Annotated in this window: 23 protein-coding genes and 3 rRNA genes; 19 read left to right on the plus strand and 7 right to left on the minus strand. The window is 60.7% G+C overall.

The window, feature by feature from the left end; translation table 11 throughout:
- Nucleotides 1-170 precede the first annotated feature (170 nt).
- The 3 genes from AC3RCG_RS04515 to rrf (AC3RCG_RS04525) all read left to right on the plus strand — a co-directional run bounded on the left by AC3RCG_RS04515 (nt 171) and on the right by rrf (AC3RCG_RS04525) (nt 3,766).
- Nucleotides 171-3,060, plus strand: a 23S ribosomal RNA gene (locus AC3RCG_RS04515).
- A 140-nt stretch (nt 3,061-3,200) separates the two neighbouring features.
- Nucleotides 3,201-3,313 (plus strand): 5S ribosomal RNA (gene rrf, locus AC3RCG_RS04520).
- 340 nt (nt 3,314-3,653) lie between these two features.
- A 5S ribosomal RNA gene (gene rrf, locus AC3RCG_RS04525) occupies nt 3,654-3,766 on the plus strand.
- Nucleotides 3,767-3,826: 60 nt separating this feature from the next.
- Here the strand turns inward: rrf (AC3RCG_RS04525) and AC3RCG_RS04530 are convergent.
- From AC3RCG_RS04530 to AC3RCG_RS04545, 4 genes are all read right to left on the minus strand, one after another.
- The gene (locus tag AC3RCG_RS04530; protein ID WP_070224486.1) at nt 3,827-4,171 is read right to left on the minus strand and encodes a DUF1840 domain-containing protein; all 345 of its coding nucleotides are present in this window, start codon (nt 4,169-4,171) and stop codon (nt 3,827-3,829) included.
- Between the two features lie 180 nt (nt 4,172-4,351).
- A complete protein-coding gene (locus AC3RCG_RS04535) occupies nt 4,352-4,897 on the minus strand; it encodes a hypothetical protein (protein ID WP_070224493.1) in 546 nt (181 codons plus the stop codon).
- Between the two features lie 64 nt (nt 4,898-4,961).
- Entirely contained in the window at nt 4,962-6,482 is a 1,521-nt protein-coding gene (locus tag AC3RCG_RS04540) for a YifB family Mg chelatase-like AAA ATPase (RefSeq protein WP_492403558.1), read from the minus strand.
- A 119-nt stretch (nt 6,483-6,601) separates the two neighbouring features.
- Nucleotides 6,602-6,856, minus strand: coding sequence for an accessory factor UbiK family protein (locus tag AC3RCG_RS04545; protein ID WP_070289926.1), 255 nt, complete (start codon nt 6,854-6,856; stop codon nt 6,602-6,604).
- 270 nt (nt 6,857-7,126) lie between these two features.
- On the opposite strand from AC3RCG_RS04545, the gene AC3RCG_RS04550 reads away from it, so the two are divergent.
- The 13 genes from AC3RCG_RS04550 (at nt 7,127) to AC3RCG_RS04610 (ending at nt 19,915) form a co-directional block, all read left to right on the plus strand.
- Nucleotides 7,127-7,894, plus strand: coding sequence for a TorF family putative porin (locus AC3RCG_RS04550; RefSeq protein ID WP_070311087.1), 768 nt, complete (start codon nt 7,127-7,129; stop codon nt 7,892-7,894).
- Nucleotides 7,895-7,905: 11 nt separating this feature from the next.
- Nucleotides 7,906-8,244 (plus strand): P-II family nitrogen regulator, encoded by a 339-nt coding sequence (locus AC3RCG_RS04555; protein ID WP_010393464.1) that lies wholly within the window; start codon nt 7,906-7,908, stop codon nt 8,242-8,244.
- An 11-nt stretch (nt 8,245-8,255) separates the two neighbouring features.
- Nucleotides 8,256-9,797, plus strand: coding sequence for an ammonium transporter (locus tag AC3RCG_RS04560; RefSeq protein ID WP_492403555.1), 1,542 nt, complete (start codon nt 8,256-8,258; stop codon nt 9,795-9,797).
- A gap of 203 nt (nt 9,798-10,000) precedes the next feature.
- Nucleotides 10,001-11,299 (plus strand): glutamate--cysteine ligase, encoded by a 1,299-nt coding sequence (gshA, locus tag AC3RCG_RS04565; protein WP_070222828.1) that lies wholly within the window; start codon nt 10,001-10,003, stop codon nt 11,297-11,299.
- A 97-nt stretch (nt 11,300-11,396) separates the two neighbouring features.
- Complete coding sequence (gene gshB / locus AC3RCG_RS04570) at nt 11,397-12,353, plus strand: glutathione synthase (protein WP_070289932.1); 957 nt, start codon at nt 11,397-11,399, stop codon at nt 12,351-12,353.
- Between the two features lie 12 nt (nt 12,354-12,365).
- On the plus strand, nt 12,366-12,770 hold the full coding sequence (locus tag AC3RCG_RS04575; protein WP_035824452.1) for a PTS sugar transporter subunit IIA: 405 nt from the start codon (nt 12,366-12,368) through the stop codon (nt 12,768-12,770).
- Between the two features lie 92 nt (nt 12,771-12,862).
- On the plus strand, nt 12,863-13,132 hold the full coding sequence (locus tag AC3RCG_RS04580; RefSeq protein WP_010393142.1) for an HPr family phosphocarrier protein: 270 nt from the start codon (nt 12,863-12,865) through the stop codon (nt 13,130-13,132).
- A gap of 44 nt (nt 13,133-13,176) precedes the next feature.
- Nucleotides 13,177-14,919 (plus strand): phosphoenolpyruvate--protein phosphotransferase, encoded by a 1,743-nt coding sequence (ptsP, locus tag AC3RCG_RS04585; protein WP_492403552.1) that lies wholly within the window; start codon nt 13,177-13,179, stop codon nt 14,917-14,919.
- 133 nt (nt 14,920-15,052) lie between these two features.
- Nucleotides 15,053-16,252, plus strand: a complete 1,200-nt coding sequence (gene metX / locus AC3RCG_RS04590) for a homoserine O-succinyltransferase MetX (protein ID WP_071650235.1) — start codon at nt 15,053-15,055, stop codon at nt 16,250-16,252.
- A complete protein-coding gene (metW, locus tag AC3RCG_RS04595) occupies nt 16,249-16,860 on the plus strand; it encodes a methionine biosynthesis protein MetW (RefSeq protein ID WP_070222822.1) in 612 nt (203 codons plus the stop codon). The genes metX and metW overlap by 4 nt, the downstream gene beginning before the upstream one ends.
- A complete protein-coding gene (locus AC3RCG_RS04600) occupies nt 16,860-18,119 on the plus strand; it encodes an AmpG family muropeptide MFS transporter (protein WP_492403550.1) in 1,260 nt (419 codons plus the stop codon). Before metW ends, AC3RCG_RS04600 begins: the two co-directional genes overlap by 1 nt.
- Complete coding sequence (locus tag AC3RCG_RS04605; RefSeq protein ID WP_070289936.1) at nt 18,100-19,002, plus strand: M48 family metallopeptidase; 903 nt, start codon at nt 18,100-18,102, stop codon at nt 19,000-19,002. The genes AC3RCG_RS04600 and AC3RCG_RS04605 overlap by 20 nt, the downstream gene beginning before the upstream one ends.
- A gap of 1 nt (nt 19,003) precedes the next feature.
- Nucleotides 19,004-19,915, plus strand: coding sequence for a pseudouridine synthase (locus tag AC3RCG_RS04610; protein ID WP_070289938.1), 912 nt, complete (start codon nt 19,004-19,006; stop codon nt 19,913-19,915).
- A 134-nt stretch (nt 19,916-20,049) separates the two neighbouring features.
- Here AC3RCG_RS04610 and AC3RCG_RS04615 read toward each other — a convergent pair whose 3' ends face one another.
- Nucleotides 20,050-20,826 (minus strand): exodeoxyribonuclease III, encoded by a 777-nt coding sequence (locus tag AC3RCG_RS04615; protein WP_070222814.1) that lies wholly within the window; start codon nt 20,824-20,826, stop codon nt 20,050-20,052.
- A gap of 109 nt (nt 20,827-20,935) precedes the next feature.
- Here AC3RCG_RS04615 and pyrE point away from each other — a divergent pair, with 109 nt between their 5' ends.
- Complete coding sequence (gene pyrE, locus AC3RCG_RS04620) at nt 20,936-21,598, plus strand: orotate phosphoribosyltransferase (protein ID WP_070222812.1); 663 nt, start codon at nt 20,936-20,938, stop codon at nt 21,596-21,598.
- Here the strand turns inward: pyrE and AC3RCG_RS04625 are convergent.
- Both AC3RCG_RS04625 and AC3RCG_RS04630 read right to left on the minus strand, forming a co-directional pair.
- Entirely contained in the window at nt 21,595-21,837 is a 243-nt protein-coding gene (locus AC3RCG_RS04625) for a GNAT family N-acetyltransferase (RefSeq protein WP_492403547.1), read from the minus strand. The genes pyrE and AC3RCG_RS04625 overlap by 4 nt on opposite strands.
- A complete protein-coding gene (locus AC3RCG_RS04630) occupies nt 21,837-22,580 on the minus strand; it encodes a sulfite exporter TauE/SafE family protein (protein WP_492403545.1) in 744 nt (247 codons plus the stop codon). Before AC3RCG_RS04630 ends, AC3RCG_RS04625 begins: the two co-directional genes overlap by 1 nt.
- Nucleotides 22,581-22,705: 125 nt before the next feature.
- Between AC3RCG_RS04630 and AC3RCG_RS04635 the strand changes: the two genes are divergently transcribed.
- Nucleotides 22,706-23,599, plus strand: coding sequence for a LysR family transcriptional regulator (locus AC3RCG_RS04635; RefSeq protein WP_070222806.1), 894 nt, complete (start codon nt 22,706-22,708; stop codon nt 23,597-23,599).
- Between the two features lie 21 nt (nt 23,600-23,620).
- Nucleotides 23,621-24,487 carry an alpha/beta fold hydrolase gene (locus AC3RCG_RS04640; protein WP_121668422.1) on the plus strand — a complete coding sequence of 289 codons (867 nt, stop codon included), beginning with the start codon at nt 23,621-23,623 and terminating at the stop codon, nt 24,485-24,487.
- Nucleotides 24,488-24,490 lie beyond the last annotated feature (3 nt).

The following is a 24,490-nucleotide window of genomic DNA, read 5'->3' on the forward strand; positions in this document are numbered from 1 at the left end:
TCGTTCTTTAACAATCTGGAAGAAGTAAAGATTATTTATTGATCGGTTTGCCGTAAAACGCAAATCGATGGGTGATGATTGTATGTATCAACAAACAAGCAACAACGTTGTACTTTCTTATCCCTGTAGCGCTCTTTGAGGACTTCGGTCTTCAGAGGCTAACGTTATAGGGACAAGCGAATAAGTGCACATGGTGGATGCCTTGGCGATTACAGGCGATGAAGGACGTAGTAGCTTGCGATAAGCTGCGGGGAGTGAGCAAACACACTTTGATCCGCAGATTTCCGAATGGGGCAACCCACCCTTTTAGGGTATTGCATACTGAATACATAGGTATGCAAGGCGAACGCGGCGAACTGAAACATCTAAGTAGCTGCAGGAAAAGAAATCAACCGAGATTCCCAAAGTAGCGGCGAGCGAAATGGGAGGAGCCTGTACGTGATAGTCGGACCGATAACAGAATCCTCTGGAAAGTGGAGCCATAGCGGGTGATAGCCCCGTATGTGAAATCGGACCGGTGGTACTAAGCGTACGACAAGTAGGGCGGGACACGTGACATCCTGTCTGAATATGGGGGGACCATCCTCCAAGGCTAAATACTCGTAATCGACCGATAGTGAACCAGTACCGTGAGGGAAAGGCGAAAAGAACCCCGGAAGGGGAGTGAAATAGATCCTGAAACCGTGTGCATACAAACAGTAGGAGCGGACTTGTTCCGTGACTGCGTACCTTTTGTATAATGGGTCAGCGACTTACATTCAGTGGCAAGGTTAACCGCATAGGGAAGCCGTAGAGAAATCGAGTCCGAATAGGGCGATCAGTCGCTGGGTGTAGACCCGAAACCAAGTGATCTACTCATGGCCAGGATGAAGGTGCGGTAACACGCCCTGGAGGTCCGAACCCACTAATGTTGAAAAATTAGGGGATGAGCTGTGGGTAGGGGTGAAAGGCTAAACAAACTTGGAAATAGCTGGTTCTCTCCGAAAACTATTTAGGTAGTGCCTCAAGTATCACCATCGGGGGTAGAGCACTGTTATGGCTAGGGGGTCATTGCGACTTACCAAACCATTGCAAACTCCGAATACCGATGAGTGCGAGCTTGGGAGACAGACGTCGGGTGCTAACGTCCGGCGTCAAGAGGGAAACAACCCAGACCGCCAGCTAAGGTCCCAAAGATTGGCTAAGTGGAAAACGAAGTGGGAAGGCTAAAACAGTCAGGATGTTGGCTTAGAAGCAGCCATCATTTAAAGAAAGCGTAATAGCTCACTGATCGAGTCGTCCTGCGCGGAAGATGTAACGGGGCTAAGCCAGTCACCGAAGCTGCGGATATTGTTCTGTGATTTATCACAGATATATATGGTAGGAGAGCGTTCTGTAAGCCTGCGAAGGTGTCTTGTAAAGGATGCTGGAGGTATCAGAAGTGCGAATGCTGACATGAGTAGCGATAATGGGGGTGAAAAGCCTCCACGCCGTAAGCCCAAGGTTTCCTGTTCAACGTTCATCGGAGCAGGGTGAGTCGGCCCCTAAGGCGAGGCAGAGATGCGTAGCTGATGGGAAGCAGGTTAATATTCCTGCACCGTCGTATGATGCGATGGGGGGACGGATCGCGGAAGGTTGTCTGACTGTTGGAATAGTCAGTTTCTGTCTCATAGAAGGCGCTTAGGCAAATCCGGGCGCAGGATTCAAGGGGATGGGACGAGTGAACTTGTTCACGAAGCAATCGGAAGTGGTTCCAAGAAAAGCCTCTAAGCTTCAGTCATACGAGACCGTACCGCAAACCGACACAGGTGGGCGAGATGAGTATTCTAAGGCGCTTGAGAGAACTCGGGAGAAGGAACTCGGCAAATTGGTACCGTAACTTCGGGAAAAGGTACGCCCCGGTAGCTTGACTGGTTTACTCCAGAAGGGTGAAAGGGTTGCAATAAACTGGTGGCTGCGACTGTTTAATAAAAACACAGCACTCTGCAAACACGAAAGTGGACGTATAGGGTGTGACGCCTGCCCGGTGCTGGAAGATTAAATGATGGGGTGCAAGCTCTTGATTGAAGTCCCAGTAAACGGCGGCCGTAACTATAACGGTCCTAAGGTAGCGAAATTCCTTGTCGGGTAAGTTCCGACCTGCACGAATGGCGTAACGATGGCCACACTGTCTCCTCCCGAGACTCAGCGAAGTTGAAATGTTTGTGATGATGCAATCTACCCGCGGCTAGACGGAAAGACCCCATGAACCTTTACTGTAGCTTTGCATTGGACTTTGAACCAATCTGTGTAGGATAGGTGGGAGGCTTTGAAGCGGGGACGCTAGTTCTCGTGGAGCCAACCTTGAAATACCACCCTGGTTTGTTTGAGGTTCTAACCTTGGTCCGTTATCCGGATCGGGGACAGTGCATGGTAGGCAGTTTGACTGGGGCGGTCTCCTCCTAAAGTGTAACGGAGGAGTTCGAAGGTACGCTAGATACGGTCGGACATCGTGTTGATAGTGCAATGGCATAAGCGTGCTTAACTGCGAGACTGACAAGTCGAGCAGGTACGAAAGTAGGACATAGTGATCCGGTGGTTCTGTATGGAAGGGCCATCGCTCAACGGATAAAAGGTACTCTGGGGATAACAGGCTGATTCCTCCCAAGAGTTCATATCGACGGGGGAGTTTGGCACCTCGATGTCGGCTCATCACATCCTGGGGCTGTAGCCGGTCCCAAGGGTATGGCTGTTCGCCATTTAAAGTGGTACGTGAGCTGGGTTTAAAACGTCGTGAGACAGTTTGGTCCCTATCTGCCGTGGGCGTTGGAAATTTGAAGGGGGCTGCTCCTAGTACGAGAGGACCGGAGTGGACGAACCTCTGGTGTACCGGTTGTCACGCCAGTGGCATTGCCGGGTAGCTAAGTTCGGAAGAGATAACCGCTGAAAGCATCTAAGCGGGAAACTTGCCTTGAGATGAGATTTCCCAGAGCCTTGAGCTCTTTGAAGGGTCGTTCGAGACCAGGACGTTGATAGGCTGGGTGTGGAAGTGCAGTAATGCATTAAGCTAACCAGTACTAATTGCCCGTACGGCTTGTCCCTATAACCTTAGCAGGTGCAGAGGATAAGACGGTACAACGTTGCGTGTGTGTTGATACACCAATTCATTACCCCCAATCTTTGCTTCTTCCAGATTCATGGCTTTGTCGCTCTACTGAGGACAAATGCCGGTACAAGTTATGCCTGATGACCATAGCAAGTTGGTCCCACCCCTTCCCATCCCGAACAGGACCGTGAAACAACTTTGCGCCGATGATAGTGCTGCAACCAGTGTGAAAGTAGGTTATCGTCAGGCTTGTTATTTGGTGAAACAGCCCCCGGCTGTTTTACCTAGAAAAAAACCCGATCAGCAATGGTCGGGTTTTTTTTCGTCTGGCGATTTTGCGGGGTGCTGCGGGTGGTTGTCGGCTTACGCTGCGCTAAGCCGACCTACGCCGGCCTGCGCCGACGGACATCGGCCGACATCGACCAAACCAGGTAGGTCGGATTAGCGCGCAGCGCGTAATCCGACAACACTGTTGGCGTCCGAGGGGAGACTTATGCGCTTGCGCGCCAAGCTGACCTACGGTATAATTCGCCTCCTCAGATCAGATGGTTTGCTGCCCCGTTGGGAGCAGGCTGTTGAAAAAGTTATGCCTGATGACCATAGCAAGTTGGTCCCACCCCTTCCCATCCCGAACAGGACCGTGAAACAACTTTGCGCCGATGATAGTGCTGCAACCAGTGTGAAAGTAGGTTATCGTCAGGCTTGTTATATAAAAAAACCCCGCATCAGCGGGGTTTTTTTTCGTCTGCAGCATTCATCGGACTAGATGCCCCAGGTGATGCTTTCATTTTCCGCCTTGGCCGAGCGCAGCATCTCCATCAAGGGATAGGCGCGCTGCGAGAAATGCACTTTTTGCGCGCGCGCATGGGCGCCCGTTTCGCCATCTTCCAGCGTTTCCGGCGTATGCGCATCGTGTTCGACGTCATTTTCCGGATGTAGTTTGCTTTCCGCGACTTCTTTTTCCAGCAGGGCCAGGGCATCGCCCGCTTCGGCTGGCGTGATGACGCCGCGTGTGGGGTTCTTGTGCAGGATGTCGAGGATGCGCTGGGCATGTTCCTGGTACATCAGCACTTCAGGGGAGGATTTGGATTTGAATGAGATCAACATAAGCGCTTTCTGAAACTTGTTGTTAGTGTCGAAACAATATCACGACTTGAAATGTCGCACAGGCCGTCCGATTGCCCGGATTGCACATTTGCAAGCCGGATAGGGCCATCTGTTGGACAACGCACGCATTTACAAGAGCTTGCTTGCGGTGAAAACACCCGTTTAAGCGATCGTTAAGTCTCAATCCAGTTTCACCGAGTCCATGAAAGTGTCGATGGTGTCACGCGACAGCTTGCTTTCTTCACCGAGGATGATGATCTGGAAAATCCGTTTATCCTGCGCCACAAAACGGCCGACCAGCAAGACCGGCTTGCCTTGCTGCGTGCCTTTGGCCTCGATGCTGAGCGAACTGCGCTGGTGTGTTCCGGCCGCCGTGCTGCTGGCCGTCGATGCCGATTTTTCGCTGCGCACGGTGCCGTTGATATTTTTTAACAAGGCAGTCTGCATGGCGGGCAGGGCCGCTTGCGCCTGTTCTGCGCTGTCGAGCAAGGCGCTGCCGATGGCGAAGGTATTGCCATCGACCTCGCTTGCCGTCATGGTCAGGCTGATTTTCCTGCCATCAAGATCGATCTCGCGCGTCAGCACAGCCGGTTTGCCTGGAAACAAGGCCGTGAACTGGGCGTCGGGGCTGCGGTAGTCGCGCCAGTCGAACTTCGGACTGCAGGCCGACAAGATGCCGGCGGCCGCGAGCGTAGCCAGAAAGAGGGCAAGTGATGGTTTTTTCATCAGCAGATGGTAGCAGCGCCGCCAGTCGTGCGCAATCGTGCACGTGCGGCACTTACGGGCCGCCTTATATTTCACGCAGCACGCGCCGGTACTGGATCGCTTCGGCGACGTGCGGCTGCGTGATGCCGGGGCTAGCCTCCAGGTCCGCGATGCTGCGCGCCACGCGCAGTACGCGGTGGTAGGTACGCGCCGACCAGTGCAATCGCGCCATGGCGCCATGCAGCAGCTGTTCGCCATGGGCTTCCAGGCGACAATGCTGTTCGATTTCCGTGCTGCTCAGGCGCTGATTCGCCTTTCCCTGGCGTGCCAGCTGCAGGGCAAAGGCTGCCGCTACCCGCGTGGCGATGGCTTGCGTGCTTTCTCCGGCGCCGGCGTGCCGGCCCAGCGCCGCCGGCGGCATGGCGGCCACTTCAATCTGCAGGTCGATACGGTCGAGTAGCGGACCGGACAGGCGGCTGTGATAACGGAGCACGGCGTCCGGCGTGCAGCGGCAACGTCCCGAAGCGTGGCCCAGATAGCCGCACGGGCAGGGATTCATGGCGGCGATCAGCTGGAAGCGGGCAGGAAACTCGGCCTGGCGGGCCGCGCGTGAAATGTTGATCACGCCCGATTCCATGGGCTGGCGCAGCACATCGAGCACCCGGCGCTGGAATTCGGCGATTTCATCGAGAAACAGCACGCCGCAGTGCGCGAGCGAGATTTCTCCGGGGCGCGGCACGTTGCCGCCGCCCACCAGGGCCACGCCGGACGCCGTCTGGTGCGGGGCACGATAGGGGCGGCGTTTCCAGTGTTCCACCTTGAAGTGGCCGCCCAGCGAATGCACGGCGGCCGATTCCAGCGCCTCTTCGTCGCTCATGGGCGGCAGCACGCCGGGAAAACGGCTGGCCAGCATGGTCTTGCCCGCGCCCGGCGGCCCGACCATCAGGACGTTATGACCGCCTGCGGCCGCCACCTCCAGCGCCCGCCGCGCCTGCTGCTGCCCTTGCACATCGGCAAAGTCGGGATACGGAAAGACGTGCGCTGCCAGCATGGGCTGATGGCGTTGCAGGGAGGTCTGGCTGCCGTGCGCGGCAAAATGCGCGCAGACTTCGAGCAGGCTGTGGGCGGGATAGATGCAGGCATCGCTGACGAGCGCCGCCTCGTCCGCATTCGCCTGCGGCAGGATGAAGGCGCGTGGCGCACCCGCCGGGCTGCGCTGCATGGCAAAGGTCATGGCCAGGGCGCCGCGGATGGGCCGCAACTGGCCAGAGAGCGACAGTTCGCCCGCGAATTCGTAGTGATGTAATTGGTCGCCCGGCAACTGGCCCGAGGCGGCCAGGATACCCAAGGCAATAGGCAGGTCGAAGCGCCCCGATTCCTTGGGCAAGTCCGCCGGCGCCAGGTTGGCCGTGATGCGCCGCGCCGGCATCTCAAAGCCGCAGTTTTGCAGCGCGGCACGGACGCGGTCGCGCGATTCCTTCACTTCCGTATCCGGCAGGCCGACTATCGTAAATGAAGGCAAACCGTTGGCAAGGTGGACTTCGACACTTACCTCGGGCGCTTCCATGCCGGCCAGGGCGCGGCTTTTCAGGACGGCCAGACTCATCAGACTCCCCTGTGGCGCGGGCGCGGGCAGTCTCAGTCTAGCGCGTGAAACGCCGTCAGGCTTGAGCTATGCCAGCAAGGCCGTCAATAACGTGGTCTGGCTGGCGTCACCTTACAACCTTACACCTTGGCCTTGGGCTCGTTCAGACGCGTTTCCAGTTCGATCAGGCGCAATTCCAGTGCGTCGAGCTTGGCGCGGGTCTTGGCCAGCACTTGCGCCTGAATATCGAATTCCTCGCGCGTGACGAGATCGAGGCGGGCGAAGCCCTGGGTCATCATCGATTTCACGTTTTTCTCGATATCCTTGGCCGGCGAGTTCTCGATGGCCTGGTGGATCTTGCCTTGCAAGTCGTTAAAGAAGGTATTCATGTCCATGTTCAGTCCTTTTATGGTGCGGCATGTGCATCGCACCATTGCGGTGCACAGCGGTGTTAATCTGGTGCGAAAATAGGCAAATCCACAACGCTTCAGCAGCGTATTTCCGCATGCCCAGCGGCTTGCAGGGTATGTATGGCCGGAAACGCACCTGTCAAGGTGGCAAGAGAGCTGGCACGTATTCTGCTAAAGAAGGTATGAACGCTTTGTGATCTCCAGCCAAGATTTTAAACCTCAACCGCTTTAAAAGTTCAATAAAAGGGAATCGCCATGAAGAATCTGTCCAAGAACATGACTTTAGCTGCAGCGTTGACGCTGGCCATGACCGCCTTGTGCGGCAGCGCCATGGCCCAGGATGCAGTGGCGGCGCCTGCTGCGGCCGAAGCCGTACCTGATAACGTGGTGAGCTACAACGTGGCGCTGACCAGCGACTACCGCTACCGTGGCGTGTCGCAAAGTCGTCTCGACCCTGCCATCAGCGGCGGCGCCGACTATACCCACAACCCGACGGGTTTGTACGTGGGGACCTGGCTGTCGAGCATCAAATGGATCAAGGACGGCGGCGGCGATACCAACCTGGAATGGGATATCTACGGTGGCAAACGTGGCGAGATCAGCAAGGATTTCACCTACGATGTGGGCGGCCTGTACTACTTCTATCCCTCGAATGGGCTGAGCACCAACGCGAACACCTTCGAACTGTACGGCCAGCTCGGCTATGGCCCGGCCTACATCAAGTACTCGCATTCGACCAGTAATCTGTTCGGCGTGCCTGACAGCAAGAACAGCGGCTACCTCGATGTGGGTGCCAACGTCGATGTGCACGATGGCTACATGCTGAACCTGCATGCCGGACGCCAGAAGGTCGCGCACAACGATTCCCTCAGCTATAACGATTACAAGATCGGCGTGACCAAGGATTTCGGCGTGGTGACCGTGGCTCTGGCCGCCGTCAAGGCCAACATCACGTCGCTGGCACCGAATGGCAAGAATCTGGCGAAATCCGGTCTCGTGCTGACCGTATCCAAAACCTTTTAAGCGAGACTGCCATGAAAATGATTACTGCAATCATTAAGCCGTTCAAACTGGACGAAGTACGCGAAGCCTTGTCGGCTATCAATGTGCAAGGCATTACCGTCACCGAAGTCAAAGGTTTCGGCCGCCAGAAAGGCCATACGGAACTCTACCGTGGCGCCGAGTATGTCGTTGATTTTTTGCCAAAAACCAAGATTGAAGCAGCCGTCGATGACGCCATTGTCGACCAGGCCATCGAAGCGATCGAAGGCGCCGCGCGTACCGGTAAAATCGGCGACGGCAAGATTTTCGTCTACAACCTGGAACAAGTCATCCGCATCCGTACCGGTGAAACCGGCAACGAAGCGCTCTAAGGGGAATATTGATGCGTAAAAATATAACAAAATTGCTCGCTGGGATAGCCTGTCTGTGTGCGTTTGGCGTCGCCACGCCGAGCTTTGCCGATGCCCCTGCCAAGACGGAGGCGGCCACGACCACGGCCGTTGCCGCCCCCGCCGTCACGCCCGTGCCTGATGCCGCGCCCGCTGCCGCCGCCCCGGCCCCGGCCGCTGCCGCTGCCGCACCGGCTGCCGCCCCTGTCGCCAACAAGGGCGATACCAGTTTCATGATGATTTCCACTTTGCTGGTGATTTTGATGACCATCCCCGGCCTGGCCCTGTTCTACGGCGGCCTGGTGCGCTCGAAGAACATGCTGTCGGTGCTGATGCAAGTGTTCATGGTGTTCGCGCTGGTCATCGTGCTGTGGTGTATCTACGGCTACTCGGTCGCCTTTACGGAAAAAACCGCCTTCTTCGGTGGCTTCGACCGCCTGTTCCTGAACGGTATCTGGGATCCGGCCAAGGGCACGTTTGCCGCCGCCGCCACCTTCAGCAAGGGCGTCGTCATTCCCGAGTTCGTCTTCGTGGCTTTCCAGGGCACGTTTGCCGCCATCACCTGCGCACTGATCGTCGGCGCCTTTGCCGAGCGCGCCAAGTTTGCCGCCGTGCTGGCCTTCGTCGTGCTGTGGTTCACGTTCGCCTACCTGCCAGCGGCCCACATGGTGTGGTTCTGGACCGGTCCTGACCTGATCACCAATGCCGCCACCTCGGCCAGCGAAGCCCTGAAAGCGGGCTGGATCTGGCAAAAAGGCGCGCTGGACTTCGCCGGCGGCACCGTGGTGCACATCAATGCCGCCGTCGCCGGCCTGGTGGGCGCGATCATGATCGGCAAGCGCGTCGGCTACGGCCGCGAATCGATGGCGCCGCACTCGCTGACGATGACCATGATCGGCGCTTCGCTGCTGTGGGTGGGCTGGTTCGGTTTCAATGCCGGTTCCTCGCTGGAAGCGGGCGACGTGGCGGCCCTGGCCTTCGTCAACACCTTGCTGGCCACTGCCGCCGCCACCCTGTCGTGGGTATTTGGCGAGTGGATCAGCAAAGGCAAGCCATCCATGCTCGGTGGCGCGTCCGGCGCCGTGGCCGGCCTGGTGGCGATCACCCCGGCGGCCGGCTTTGTCGGCCCGATGGGCGGCCTGGTCATCGGCCTGCTGGCCGGTATCGTCTGCTTGTGGGGCGTGAATGGCCTGAAACGCCTGATCGGCGCCGACGATTCGCTCGACGTGTTCGGCGTGCATGGCGTGGGCGGTATCCTCGGTGCCTTGCTGACGGGCGTGTTTGCTGCACCACAATTGGGCGGCCAGGGCATCTTCGACTATGTCACCAACAAGATGTCGGCCGATCCGTATTCGATCGGTCATCAGGTGTGGGTGCAGGCGCAAGCGGTCGGCACCACCATCCTGTGGTCGGCCGTCGTCTCCGTCGTCGCCTATAAACTGGTCGACATCGTCATCGGCTTGCGCGTACCGGAAGAAGAAGAGCGCGAAGGCCTCGACATCACCAGCCATGGCGAGCAAGCGTATCATGGTTAAATAACAAGGATCTGACATGCCAGCGCCCCGGCGCGGCATGTCCGGCCAGAAAGGCGCCTCATTGAGGTGCCTTTTTTTCGTTGTGGGAATGGAAAAGGTCTTTAAAACAAGGGTTTTGCCCCGATTTGGGGTACTTACACGGTAATATAGTCGGCAGTTCTGTGTGCTTTTTTGAATACTGCACATAATTTAAGGATGTAACTATGGTTCCCCATCTCGTCACGGCCCTGACCGGACCGCTGCTCGACCTCGAAAAAAAGATTCTGGCCGCGACGCCGGCCATTGAGCGCTGGTTTCGCATGGAGTGGCAAGAACACACGCCGCCCTTCTATTGCTCGGTAGACTTGCGTAACGCCGGCTACAAACTGGCGCCCGTCGATACCAATCTGTTCCCTGGTGGTTTCCATAACCTGGCCACGGAAATGCTGCCCCTGTCCGTGCAGGCCGCCATGGCTGCCATCGACAAGTATTGCCCGGACGCCCGCAACCTGCTGATCGTGCCGGAATTGCACAACACCACGCCGCAATACCTGCAGAACGTGGCGCGCCTGATGCAGATCTTCCGCCAGACGGGACTGCACGTGCGCTTCGGTTCGTGGTCGCCCGAGATCACCCAGCCGACACCCTTGGCGTTGCCGGATGGCAACATGCTCGTCATCGAGCCCCTCGTGCGCCTGAACAACGGCCGCCGCCTGGGCTTGAAGGATTTCGACCCGTGCACGATTCTGCTGAATAACGACTTGTCGGACGGCATCCCTGATATCTTGCAAAATATTCATGAACAAAGCTTGCTGCCGCCCTTGCACGCGGGCTGGGCCTTGCGCCGCAAGAGCAACCACTACACGGCCTACGATGAAGTGGTGAAAAAATTCGGCAAGATGATCGATGTCGACCCGTGGATGCTCAATCCCTTCCACGCCAAGTGCAGCGACGTCAATTTCCAGGAAGGCGAGGGCGAAGACGCGCTGGCCGCCAGCGTCGATGTGCTGCTGGCCAAGATCCGCAAGAAATACAAGGAATACGGCATCAAGGAAAAGCCCTTCGTCATCGTCAAGCCCGATGCGGGCACGTATGGCACGGGCATCATGACGGTGCGCGACGCCAGCGAAGTGCGCGACCTGTCGCGCAAGCAGCGCGACAAGATGTCCATCGTCAAGGACGGCAAGGTCGTCACCGACGTCATCATCCAGGAAGGCGTGCCCACGTTTGAAAGCATCAAGGATGCCGTGGCCGAACCCGTCGTCTACATGATCGACCGCTATGTGGTGGGCGGTTTCTACCGCGTGCACGCGGAAAAGGGCGTCGACCAGAACCTGAACGCGCCCGGCTCGCAGTACGTGCCGCTGGCGTTTGCCCAGCAGCATGCCGTGCCGGACTTGAAGGCCAAGCCGGGCACGGCCGCGCCGAACCGCTTCTATGTGTATGGCGTGGTGGCGCGCCTGGCCTTGCTGGCCGCGTCGCTGGAAATGGAGCGCACGGACCCGAATCCCGAGGTGTATTGATCCCTCCCCGCAGCTTGCCGGGCGCGGTGACTACCGCACCTGGCGATCTCGGCTAGAATCAAGCATTCCTTATCCAGGCTCCCCGATTGGACGCACCATGAAAATTGCATTCCTTGCCGACCCGCTGGCAGGCTTCAAGACTTACAAAGATTCCACCTTCGCCATGATGCGCGAGGCGGCCAAACGCGGCCACGCCGTGTACGCGTTCGAGCAGAAGGACATGGCGCTGGAAGAGGGCATCGTCACGGCACGGGTAAAACACATCGCGCTGACGGGCGACGAACACGATTGGTATAAGGTCGTCTCGACCGAGGAAGTGCGCCTGTCGGCCCTGGACGCCATCATCGAGCGCAAGGACCCGCCGTTCGACATGGAATACGTGTACGGCACGTATTTGCTGGAGCTGGCGGAAAAGCAGGGCGCGCACGTCTTCAACAAGCCGTCCGCCATCCGCGATAACAATGAAAAGCTGGCGATTGCCCAGTTTTCCGAATTCACGTCGCCGACCCTGGTGACGTCGGATGAAGCGCGCTTGCGCGCCTTCCACGCCAAACACCAGGACGTCATCTTCAAGCCGCTCGACGGCATGGGAGGCACGGGCATCTTCCGCGTCAAGGCCGATGGCCTGAACCTGGGCGCCATCATCGAGACCTTGAGCGAGAACGGCGCGCAGACCATCATGGCACAGCGCTTTATTGCCGACATCGTCAAGGGCGACAAGCGCATCCTCGTCATCGGCGGCAAGCCGGTGCCGTTTTCGCTGGCGCGCATCCCGCAGGCGGGTGAAGTGCGGGGCAACCTGGCGGCCGGCGGCACGGGCGTGGCGCAACCATTGACGGCGCGCGACCTGGAAATCGCAGAAAAGCTGGGCCCGATCCTGGCCGCGCGTGGCCTGATGCTGGTAGGATTGGACGTGATCGGCGACTATCTGACGGAAGTCAATGTCACCAGCCCGACCTGCTTCCAGGAAATCATGCAGCAGACGGGTTTTGACGTGGCTGCCATGTTTGTCGACGCCGTCGAGCATGGCGTTGCGCAAGCGCAGCAGCGCTAGAGGGTATTGACTATGGTAGGGATTTTGCTCATGACACATGCACCGCTGGGACAGGCTTTCATCGCTGCCTGCGCGCATGTGTTTCGCGGTCCAACGGAGCGGTTTGAAGCCATCGACGTCGTCGCCGACCAGGACCTGGCGGAAGTGCAAAAGCTGGCGTCGGACGCCATCTGCCGCCTCGACGACGGTTCCGGCGTGCTGGTGATTACCGACGTGAAGGGCGGCACGCCGTCGAACTGCTGCAACAAGCTGGCCGATGCGGGCAGGGTGGAAGTCATCGCCGGCATCAGCCTGCCGATGCTGCTGCGCGCCATCACGTATCGCCGCGACACGCTCGACGTGGTGGTGGAGATGGCGCTGGCCGGCGCGCAAAGCGGCGCCGTGCGCGTCGATAACCGCATTCGCGTGGGCGAGTAAGGAAGTACATGGCCGCCGCCCTGAAGGCGGCGGGTTTTATAGGCCAAGATTGTCATCAGCGTAGTGCATTCAGGGATAGAGACCATACAAAAATGATTCAAAAAGAACTCGAAATCATCAACAAGCTGGGACTGCACGCACGCGCCTCCGCCAAATTTACCCAGCTCGCCGCCAAGTTCAAGAGCGACGTCTGGCTGACCCGCAACGCGCGCCGCATCAACGCCAAGTCCATCATGGGCGTGATGATGCTGGCCGCCGGCAAGGGCGCGAAAGTGACCCTGGAAGCCGAGGGCGATGATGAGCAGGCATGTGTCGATGCGCTCACCGCCCTGATTAATGACAGGTTTGGCGAAGGCGAGTAATGCCCGCCGAACGCAGCCGCAGCCGCATTCCGACAGGTCAACCCATGGCATCTTTCACGCTCCACGGCATCCCGGTTTCCCGCGGCATCGCCATCGGCCGCGCACATCTGCTGGCGCCGGCCGCCCTTGACGTCAAACATTACCTGGTCGCCCAGGAACAGATCGAAGCCGAAGTCCAGCGCCTGCAAAGCGCCATCGCCACCGTCCACAAGGAACTGCAGACCCTGTGGAACGAGCTGCCCAAGGATGCGCCCACGGAGCTGGGCGCGTTCATCGACGTGCATGCGCTGATCCTCTCCGACCCGATGATTTCCGAAGCGCCGCTCGACATCATCCGCAAGCGCCATTACAACGCCGAATGGGCGCTGTTGACGCAGATCGATGAGTTGTCGGCGCAGTTTGATGAAATCGAAGACCCGTACCTGCGCGAACGCAAGGCCGACATCCAGCAGGTGGCCGAGCGCGTATTGAAAGTCTTGCTGGGCACGGAGCAGCTGCTGCCCAAGGCCGCGGCCGAAGACGAATTGATGGCGCAGATGATCGTCGTCGCGCACGACATCTCGCCGGCCGACATGCTGCAGTTCCGCGACCGCTCCTTCATCGGTTTCATTACCGACGTGGGCGGGCAGAACTCGCACACGGCCATCGTCGCGCGCAGCCTCGACATCCCGGCCGCCGTCGGCATGTCGCAGGCGTCGATGCTGATCGACCAGGATGACTGGCTGATCATCGACGGCGACGCCGGCGTCGTCATCGCCAACCCCAGCGCGCTGGTGCTGGAACAGTACCGCGAGCGCCAGGTGGCCATGCAGCGCGCGCGCAAGAAGCTGGGCAAGCTGAAAAAGACGCCGGCCGTCACCAAATGCGGCACGCCCGTCACCCTGCTGGCGAATATCGAGTTGCCCGAGGATTGCGCGTTTGCGCTGGAGTCGGGCGCCAGCGGCGTGGGGCTGTTCCGCTCCGAATTCCTGTTCATGGGCCGCGCCCACAAGATTCCCACCGAGGACGAGCAGTTCGAGGCTTACCGCAACACGGTGCAGTCGATGAAGGGAAAAGTCGTCACCATCCGCACGCTCGACATCGGCGCCGACAAGCCGCTCGACCAGTCCGACCATACGGCCTTGAATCCCGCCCTGGGCCTGCGCGCCATCCGTTACTGCCTGGCCGAGCCGCAGCTGTTTCTGACGCAGCTGCGGGCGATTTTGCGCGCCTCCGCCTTCGGCAAGGTGCGCATCCTGATTCCCATGCTCGCGCATGCGTTCGAGATCGACCAGTCGCTGGCCATGATCGCGCAGGCGAAGGCCAGCCTGCGCGAGGAGGGCATCAAGTTCGACGACGAGGTCGAAGTGGGCGCCATGATCGAGATTCCGGCCGCCGCGCTGGCTCTGCCCATGTTCGTCAAGCGCATGGATTTCCTGTCGATCGGCACGAACGATCTGATCCAGTACACCCTGGCCATCGACCGGGTCGACTACGAGGTGGCGCATTTGTACAATCCGCTGCACCCGGCCGTGCTGCAGCTGATCTCGATGACGATCGCGGCCGGCCACAAGGCGGGCATCGACGTGGCCGTGTGCGGCGAAATGGCGGGCGACGTGAAGCTCACGCGCTTGCTGCTGGGCATGGGCTTGCGCGAGTTTTCCATGCATCCGGCGCAGCTGTTAGCGGTCAAGCAAGAGATCCTCAACAGCGACCTGGGCCTGATTGCGCCACAAATGCGCAAAATTATGCGTTCGATGGAACCAAATGTGATCGCGGAAGCCGTCCAGCAACTGCAGCTCATGTAAACTGTCACCTTAAGCATCAGGACACATCGCGCGCGGCAAGAGGTGTCCTGATGTTAAAGTTGCAGCACCTATCATCGCGGTGCTGCATCGACCATGGCCCGTGGGGCCGCCCCCCTTTTATAAACCGACACACATGTCATCCATTGGAATCGTTTCGCCGCAAACCATGTATTTTGCGCAACCCCTGCAGCTGCAAAGCGGCGCATCGCTGCGGGACTATATGTTGATGTATGAAACCTACGGCACCCTGAACGCCGACAAATCGAACGCGGTGCTGGTCTGCCACGCCCTGAACGCCTCGCACCACGTGGCCGGCGTCTATGCGGACGAGCCGAAAAGCACGGGCTGGTGGGACAATATGGTCGGCCCCGGCAAGCCGCTCGACACGGACAAGTTCTTCGTCATCGGCGTCAACAACCTCGGCTCCTGCTTCGGCTCGACGGGCCCCATGCACACCAATCCCGCTACCGGCAAGCCGTATGGCGCCAGCTTCCCCGTCGTGACGGTGGAAGACTGGGTCAGCGCGCAGGCGCGCCTGGCCGATGAACTGGGCATCACCCAGTTCGCCGCCGTGATGGGCGGATCGCTGGGCGGCATGCAGGCGCTGGCGTGGAGCATCATGTTCCCCGAGCGGCTGCGCCACTGCGTGGTGATCGCCTCGACGGCCAAGCTGTCGGCGCAAAACATCGCCTTCAATGACGTGGCGCGCCAGGCCATCCTGTCCGACCCCGATTACCATGGCGGCGACTTCTATGCGCACGGCGTGGTGCCGAAGAACGGCTTGCGCGTGGCGCGCATGGTGGGCCACATCACGTATCTGTCGAATGACGACATGGCCGAGAAATTCGGCCGCAAGCTGCGCGACGCGGCGCAGACGGGCGACTACAAATTCGGCTTCGGCATCGACTTCGAGATCGAATCGTATCTGCGCTACCAGGGAGACAAGTTCTCCGAGTACTTCGACGCGAACACGTATTTATTGATCACCAAGGCGCTCGACTATTTCGATCCGGCGCGCGCGCATGGCGGCGACCTGGCCAAAGCCCTGTCGGGCACCAAGGCCAGGTTCTTCCTCGCCTCGTTTTCCACCGACTGGCGCTTCTCGCCAGAACGCAGCCGCGAGATCGTCGAAGCGCTGGTGTGCAACCGCCGCCAGGTCACGTATGCCGAAATCGACGCGCCGCACGGCCACGACGCCTTCCTGCTGGAAGATGCGCGCTATATGAACATGGTGCGCGCCTATTATGGCCAGGTTTGGAATGACATCGGGGCGGGCTTGCCCGCTCCTGCACCGCACACTGCCGTCCGCCAGGGCGCCAAGGAGACCGCATGACTTTTGACGAATTGAGCGCGCTGCGCCCCGACCTGGCCTTCATCGCCCATTGGGTGCCGAACAACGCGCATGTGCTGGACGTGGGCTGCGGCGAAGGCGTGATGCTGCAGTATCTGCAAAGCGACAAGGAGTGCAGCGGCTATGGCATCGAGATCGCCGACGACAAGGTGCTGGCCAGCACCCTGCGCGGCGTGAACGTGATTCAGCAGGACATGGAAAAGGGCCTGGCCATCTTTGGCGACAACAGTTTCGATACGGTGTTGTGCCTGTCGTCGCTGCAGATGATGAAGCAGGTCGAGCCGCTGCTGCGCGACATCGTGCGCGTGGGCGCCGAGGCTATCGTCTCGTTCCCCAACTTTGCCTACTGGCCGCACCGCGTGGCCTTGCTGAAAGGCCGCATGCCCGTGTCGAAGTCGCTGCCCTACCAGTGGTACGACACGCCCAACGTGCGCTGCGCCACCATCAACGACTTCCGCGAGCTGGCCGAGGAATGCGGCCTGGAAGTGATCGAATGCGTGGCCCTGGCCGAAGGCAAGATGGTTTCCGTGCTGCCGAACCTGCGCGGCGACCTGGCCGTCTTCCGCCTGCGTAAAAAAGCGGTGCATTGATGAGCACAAGCCCGGTGCCCGGCTGGCGTTCCTATGCCAATGGCCGCATGCTGGCCGTGCTGGTACTGGGCTTCAGTTCCGGCCTGCCCCTGTTCATCCTGCTGTACCTGCTGCAGGCATGGCTGGCCAAGTCGGGCTTGAACGTCAAGGCGCTGGGGCTGTTCGCCCTGGTGCAGTTCCCCTACATCTGGAAATTCCTGTGGGCGCCCCTGATGGACCGCTACCGCATCCTGGGACTGGGACGCCGGCGCGGCTGGATGGCGCTCACGCAAGTGGCGCTGTTCTTTTCCATCGGCGGCATGGGCATGCTTGATCCGCTCACGCAGATCGGCCTGATCGCGGCCGCCGCCGGCGGCGTGGCCTTTCTGTCGGCCAGCCAGGATATCGTCATCGACGCCTACCGGCGCGAAATCCTGTCCGACAACGAGCAGGGCCTGGGTGCCGCCGTCATCGTCAACGCCTATAAAGTGGCGGGCATGGTGCCGGGCGCGCTGTCGCTGATCCTGGCCGACCGCATGCCGTGGCAGCCCGTCTTCTGGATCACGGCAGCCTTCATGCTGCCTGGCCTCGTGTGCACCCTGCTGATCAGGGAGCCGACCGTGTACGGTTCGCCGCCAAAGACCATGCGCGAAGCGATCATCCTGCCATTCCAGGAATTCATCGCACGCGATGGTTGGCGTAACGCAATGTGGATACTTGCCTTCGTATTACTCTACAAAATCGGCGACAGCATGGCCACGGCGCTGGCGACGAAGTTTTATCTGGACCTGGGGTTTTCCATGACGCAGATCGGCCTGGCCGCCAACACCACGGGTTTCTGGGCCAGCCTGGCCGGTGGCGTGGTCGGCGGCGTGTGGATGCTCAAGCTGGGCATCAACCGGGGCCTGTGGGTGTTTGGCGCGCTGCAGGCGATCGCGATTCTGGGTTTCGCCTGGCTGGCGCAGGTGGGGCCGAATACCATGCTGCTCAGCGCCGTGATCGGTTTTGAAGCCTTCGCCAGCCTGGGCCTGGGCGCGGCCGCCTTTGTCGCGTTCCTGTCGCGCACCACGGACCCGCGCTATACGGCCACGCAATATGCCTTGTTTTCCAGCCTGAGCGCCGTGCCGCGCACCCTGATCAATGCCTCGGTGGGCTTTCTGGTCGCGGAATTGGGCTGGTTCTCGTTTTTCATCGTGTGCTTCTTCCTGGCCTTTCCGGCCATGATGATGCTGCCTAAAATTGCTCCATGGAGGTCTGCCAATGGCACCAATATCCCTTAAACGTTACGCCATCCTGGCCAGCCTGTGCGCGGCCACCGCGCTGGCGCCCCTGTCCGCCCATGCCCAGCAGGCGACGGTCCAGGACGGCATCAAGGTGCGTCCCCTGTCGACGTCGCGCATCTTTGCCGGCGGCGCCGATTTCAATGCACAATCGAAGCAGCAATATGCGCAGCTGGTCAACGAGGCGAAGGAAAAAAATGCGCTGGTGCCCGACAGCGATCCGCAAGTGAAACGCCTGCGCGCCATCGCCCAGCGCATCATCCCGTTTGCCACGCGCTGGAACGAGGCGGCGGCCGACTGGAACTGGCAGGTCAACCTGCTCAATTCCGACCAGGTCAATGCATTCTGCATGCCGGGCGGGCAGATCGCTTTTTACAGCGGCATCATCACCAAGCTGAATCTGACCGACGACGAAGTGGCCATCGTCATGGGCCATGAGATTTCGCACGCCTTGCGCGAACACTCGCAGGCGCAGGCGGGCAAGGGCAACCTGGCCGCCGTCGGCGCCAAGCTGGCCGGCGCCGGACTGTCGGCCTGGCTCGGTGTCGATCCGAGCATCACCAGTACCGCCACGAATATGGCGGCGCAGGGCGTGATGCTGAAGTTTTCGCGCGACGATGAACGCGAAGCGGACTTGATCGGCATGGACCTGGCCGCGCGCGCCGGTTTCGACCCGCGCGCCGGTGTCATCCTGTGGCAGAAAATGGCGGCCGTGAGCAAGGGCGCGCCGCCGGAATTCCTCTCGACGCACCCGTCGGGCAAGGACCGTATCTCGCAGATGAACAGCCACATGGCGCAAGTGCTGCCCCTGTACGCGCGCAGCAAGGGCGTCAGCGTGGACGCCTTGCCGCCATACCGCAGCAACGCCATCGCGCAGCGCTAGGATGACCAAGCGTCACGCCGCCGCACCTTTGCCCATGCGCGACGGCGTGGCGGCCAGCTACCTGTGGCTGCCGGAAGGGCAGTGGCCGGACATGCTGTCCTTTCTGGTCGAGCGCTATCCGCAGATCAGCGCCGCGCAATGGAGGGACCGCATGGCGCGCGGTGAAGTGGTCGATGGCGACGGCGCCGTGCTGGCGCCCGGCAGCGGATACAAGCGCGGCATGCGCATTTTTTACTACCGCGAGCTGGAGCGGGAAACGCCGATTCCCTTCCAGGAAGATATCCTGTTTCAGGACGAGCATCTGATCGTGGTCGACAAGCCGCATTTCCTGCCCATGACTCCGGGCGGGCGCTTCGTGCAGGAGACCTTGCTGACGCGCCTGAAGAAACGGCTCGATAGCGCTGACCTCACGCCGATCCACCGCCTCGACCGCGAGACGGCCGGCGTGGTGATTTTTTCACGCCAGATCGCCAGCCGGGGCGCCTACCAGTCGCTGTTCCAGCGCCGCGAGGTGCGCAAGACGTACGAGGCGCTGGCGCCCGTGCTGGCGGGACGCGATTTCCCATTCACCTACCACAGCCGCATGGTCGAGGGCGCGCAGTTTTTCCTCATGCGCGAGGAAGCGGGTGAGCCGAATTCGGAAACCGTCATCGATGTGATCGAAGAGCGCGGCGGCGTGAATCTGTACCGGCTGCAGCCGCACACGGGGCGCAAGCACCAGCTGCGCGTGCACCTGGCCTCGCTGGGCATCCCCATCGTCAACGATGCGTTTTACCCGGTGGCCTTGCCGTGCAAGGAAGACGACATGTCGCAGCCCTTGCAGCTGCTGGCGCGGGCCATCGATTTCACGGACCCGCTGTCGGGCGAGCCGCGCCATTTCGAAAGCCGGCGCGTGCTGGCGTGGCATGCTTAATCCGCCACCATCACTGACGTGCCAACAATGCTGTCGGATTACGGTCCTGCGGACCTAACCCGACCTACAGCAGATTCAGCGTAGGTCGGGTTAGCGCGCAGCGCGTAAGCCGACACCACCACGGACGTATCAGATCAGCCCTTGACCGTGTAATCGATGATCAAGGGTGCATGGTCGGAAAACCGCTCGTCCTTGTAGACGCTGACCGTATGCGCCTGGGCTGCGATGCCGGGCGTGGCGACGTGGTAATCGATGCGCCAGCCCACGTTCTTCGCGTAGGCTTGTCCGCGGTTGCTCCACCACGTGTACTGGTCTTCGCGCTTGTCCAGGCCGCGGTGCACGTCGACAAAGCCCACTTCGTCGAAGACGCGCGTCAGCCACGCACGCTCTTCCGGCAGGAAGCCGGAATTCTTTTTGTTGCCCTTCCAGTTCTTCAGGTCGATTTCATGGTGGGCGATGTTCCAGTCGCCGCAGATGACCACTTCGCGTCCCAGCGCCTTCAATTCGAGCAAATGCGGCAGGAACAGTTCCATGAAACGGAACTTGGCTTCCTGGCGTTCCGGCCCGGACGAACCGGAGGGGCAGTACACGGAAATGACGGACAGGTTGCCAAAATCGCAGCGCACGTAGCGGCCTTCGGCATCGAATTCAGGGCTGCCGAAACCGATATGCACGGCGTCCGGCTCCACCTTGCTGTACACGCCCGTGCCGGAGTAGCCCTTTTTCTCGGCATAGTGGAAATGGCCATGGTAGCCGTGCGGGTTGAGGAATTCCGGCGTCATGTCGGGCAGCTGCGCCTTCAATTCCTGCACGCAGATGAAATCGGCCGTCTGCGTGCCCATCCAGTTGAAAAAGCCTTTTTTGGCGGCGGAACGGATGCCGTTCAGGTTGGCGGAGATAATTTTTGGCATAGAGTGAGAATGAAAAGGGCGCTGGACGGGGCCGGCGGGCGCGGCATGGCGATTGTCTCGCCGCTGCGCGCGGATTAAAATACAGGCACTTTTAAAAAATGAGGCTAATGTGAATAATTTACGCCAGCAGTTTATCGCGTTTTCAGTATCCAAGGGAGTCTTGCGGTTTGGCGAGTTCACCACCAAGGCCGGGCGATCATCGCCGTACTTCTTCAATGCGGGCCTGTTCCATGACGGCGCCACCCTGGCCGAACTGGCGCAGTTCTACGCGCAGACCCTGCTCGACTCGGGCGTGGAATTCGACATGCTGTTCGGCCCCGCCTACAAGGGCATCACCCTGGCGTCGGCCACCGCCGTGGCGCTGGCCGGCAAGGGCCGCAACACCTCGTTCGCCTTCAACCGCAAGGAAGCCAAGGATCACGGCGAAGGCGGCACCATCGTCGGCGCCAAGCTGCATGGCAAAGTTGTCATCATTGACGATGTGATCTCGGCCGGCACCTCGGTGCGCGAATCGGTGGACATGATCCGCGCCGCCGGCGCCGAGCCATGCGCCGTGCTGATCGCCCTGGACCGCATGGAGCGTTCGGGCCCGGACGGCCAGCTGTCGCCAAGTTCGGCGGTGCAGGAAGTGTCGAAACAGTACGGCATTCCCGTCATCTCGATCGGCAACCTGGACGACTTGTTCGGCTACCTGAACGGCGCGGGCGCCGATCCGGAACTGCTCCAATACAAGGATGCCGTTTCCGCGTACCGCACGCGCTACGGTATTTAAGTCGTCTTTTCCAGCAGCGCCCGCAGCCGCGGGTCGCTGCAGGCGGCGCCAGCTTGCGGATGGCATTGCAGCAGCCGCTGCAGCAGCGCGCCGCCGATGCCGCGCCGGCGGAACGGCGGTTTCACGAACAGCATGTTCACCGTCACTTCATCGGCCTCTCTGCTGATATCGAGCATGGCCACCTGCTGGCCGTCGATCCACGCGCACAGCGCGCTGTCCCCTTGCCAGTCTATCCGCATCACGCCAGCCATGGTTTGACCGCCGCATGCAGGCCCAGGGCGAACAGGCCGATAAAAAAGCAGCGCTTGAATACCTGCTGCGCGATGCGCCCGCGCAGCCATTGACCGGCCAGCATGCCGGCCAGCGCCGGCAGCAGCGCATACGCGGATGCGCCGGCCGCGCCGAGGCTGAAGTCGCCGTGCAGGGCCAGGCTGGCCGCCAGCGCCACGGTCGATGCCGTAAAGGCCAGGCCCAGCGCCTGCACCAGCGCATCGCGCGCCAGCCCCAGTCCCTGCAGATACGGCACGGCGGGGATCACGAACACGCCCGTGGCGGCCGTCACCAGTCCCGTCGCCGCGCCGGCCAATGGCCCCAGCCACGCTTCGTGCCGCGCCGGCACGCGCAGCTGCAGCGAGAACAGGCCCGCCAGCGCGTACAGCATCAGCGCCACGCCCAGCGCGACGACGGCCCAGGCGCCGCTGTCGGCCGGCAGCAGGGCGCCGCCCGCCACGGTAGCGGCCATGACGGCCGCCAGCATGGGCCACAGGCGGTGCAGCAGCGCGCGCAGGCCGGGGCCGGCTGCCAGTTGCCAGATATTCGTCACCATCGACGGCACGATCAGGAGGGCTGCCGCCTGCACGGGCGGCATGACGAGGCTGAGCGTGCCCATGGCCACCGTCGGCAAGCCCAATCCGACTACGCCTTTGACGAAACCAGCGACGAGGAAGCTGGCGCCGACGGCCAGCAGAAATGACGTCTCCATTTTTTCTGTTCCACAGTGAATTGCGTGGATTCTGCGCGCGCTGGGCGGTTTCGCCAAGGTGGATTATTTTGAGTCAGCCTCAGTAAAATACGAAGGCTGGTAAGATGGTGAAAAGGGGAGCCGTCATGCGCTTTGATCTGGTCGATTTGCAGCTGTTCGTCAACGTGGTGGAAGCGGGCAGCCTGACGGCGGGCGCCGCGCGCAGCCATCTCGCATTGGCCTCCAGCAGTGCGCGCGTGCGCGGCATGGAAGAGATGCTGGGCATGCCCTTGCTGCTGCGCGGACGGCGCGGCGTGGAGCCGACGCCCGTGGGCCAGACCTTGCTGCATCACGCGCGCCTCGTCTTGCTGCAAATGGAGAAAATGCGTGGCGAGCTTGGCGAGTTTGCGCGCGGCTTGAAAGGGCAGTTGCGCCTGCTGTGCAATACGGCCGCGCTCAGCGAATTTTTGCCCGAGGCGCTAGGCGCTTTTCTCGACCGCCATCCGAACCTGACCATCGACCTGGAAGAGCGCCTCAGTTACGATATCGTCAAGGCCGTCTCGGAAGGGCTGGCCGACATGGGCATCGTGTCCGACTCGGTCGACATGCGCGGCTTGCAGACGTTTCTGTTCCGCCCCGACCGGCTGGTGGTGATCGCCGCGGCCGACGGCGTGCATCACCGCGCCCTGGGCCAGGATGGCGTCGTCGCGTTCTCCACGCTGCTGGATCACGATTTCATCGGCCTGGCCGACGACAGCGCGATGCAGCAGTATCTGGGCATGCATGCGGCACGCCTGGGCCGCCCCTTGAAGGTGCGCGTGCGCCTGCGCAGCTTCGATGCCGTGTGCCGCATGGTGGCCAGCGGCGTGGGCATCAGCGTGGTGCCGCTGGCGGCGGCCAGCCGCTGCCAGCAGACGATGGCGCTGCGCTGCCTGGAATTATCCGATCCCTGGTCGGTACGCAATCTGACGATCTGCGTGCGCCAGTTCAGTGAATTACCCCTGTATGCGCGCCAGTTGATCGATCATCTGAAGGCGTGACAGGGCATGACAGGAGCAGCGATGCGTTTTTCAGAAGACAAGATGGCCAGCCTGCTGTGCAGCGACCGGATCGAGCGGCCCATCCACATCTGGCAGCCGGAGCATCCCCGCGCCGTGATCCTGGCGATCCACGGCGGCATGGCGCATGCGGGCGACTACGTCACGCCGGCGCTATACTTCCGCCAGCACGGCATCGCCACCGTCAGCTTCGACATGGTGGGCCACGATGGCAAGCGCAAGGTGGACATCCCCTCGTTCGACGCCTTCCTCGACGACGAGGAGCTGTTCCTCGCCTGGGTCAAGCAGGCGTATCCGGGCGTGCCGATCTTCGTCATGGGCCACTCCATGGGCGGCCTGATCGCCACCCACCTGGGGCTGCGCCGCTTTGCGGGCGATCCGGCCATCAAGGGATTTGTGATTTCATCGCCGTATTACGTGAATGCGATTCCCGTGCCGAAGGTGCTGCAGATGCTGTCGGGCTGGCTGGCGCGGCGCTTCCCCACGATGAAGGTGCCGCTGGGTAACCTGACCATGCTGCTCACGCACGATCAAACCATCACCGCGCGTCATTTCCAGGACGAGCGCGACGGCATCCGCGCCAGTGCGGCGTCGGTGCGGTTTGCCCATGCGCTGACGTCGGCGCAAAAGGAACTGGCGGGCGGCCTGTCGGACTGGCGCTTCCCCCTGTTCGCCGCAGTGGCGGGCGACGACAAGCTGGCCGACAGCCGCGCCACGGAAAGCCTGCTGCGCAGCGTGCCAGATGGCTTGCTCGACTATCATTTTTATCCGGCCAATTATCACGAGAATTTCAATGAAGTGAACCGCGAAGCGATCTTTGCCGCCATCCTGGCCTGGATGGAGAAACTGCTGGCACCCGTGCAGGCTTGAGGG

It is taken from the genome of Janthinobacterium sp. GW823-FHT01H08, from assembly GCF_058797855.1.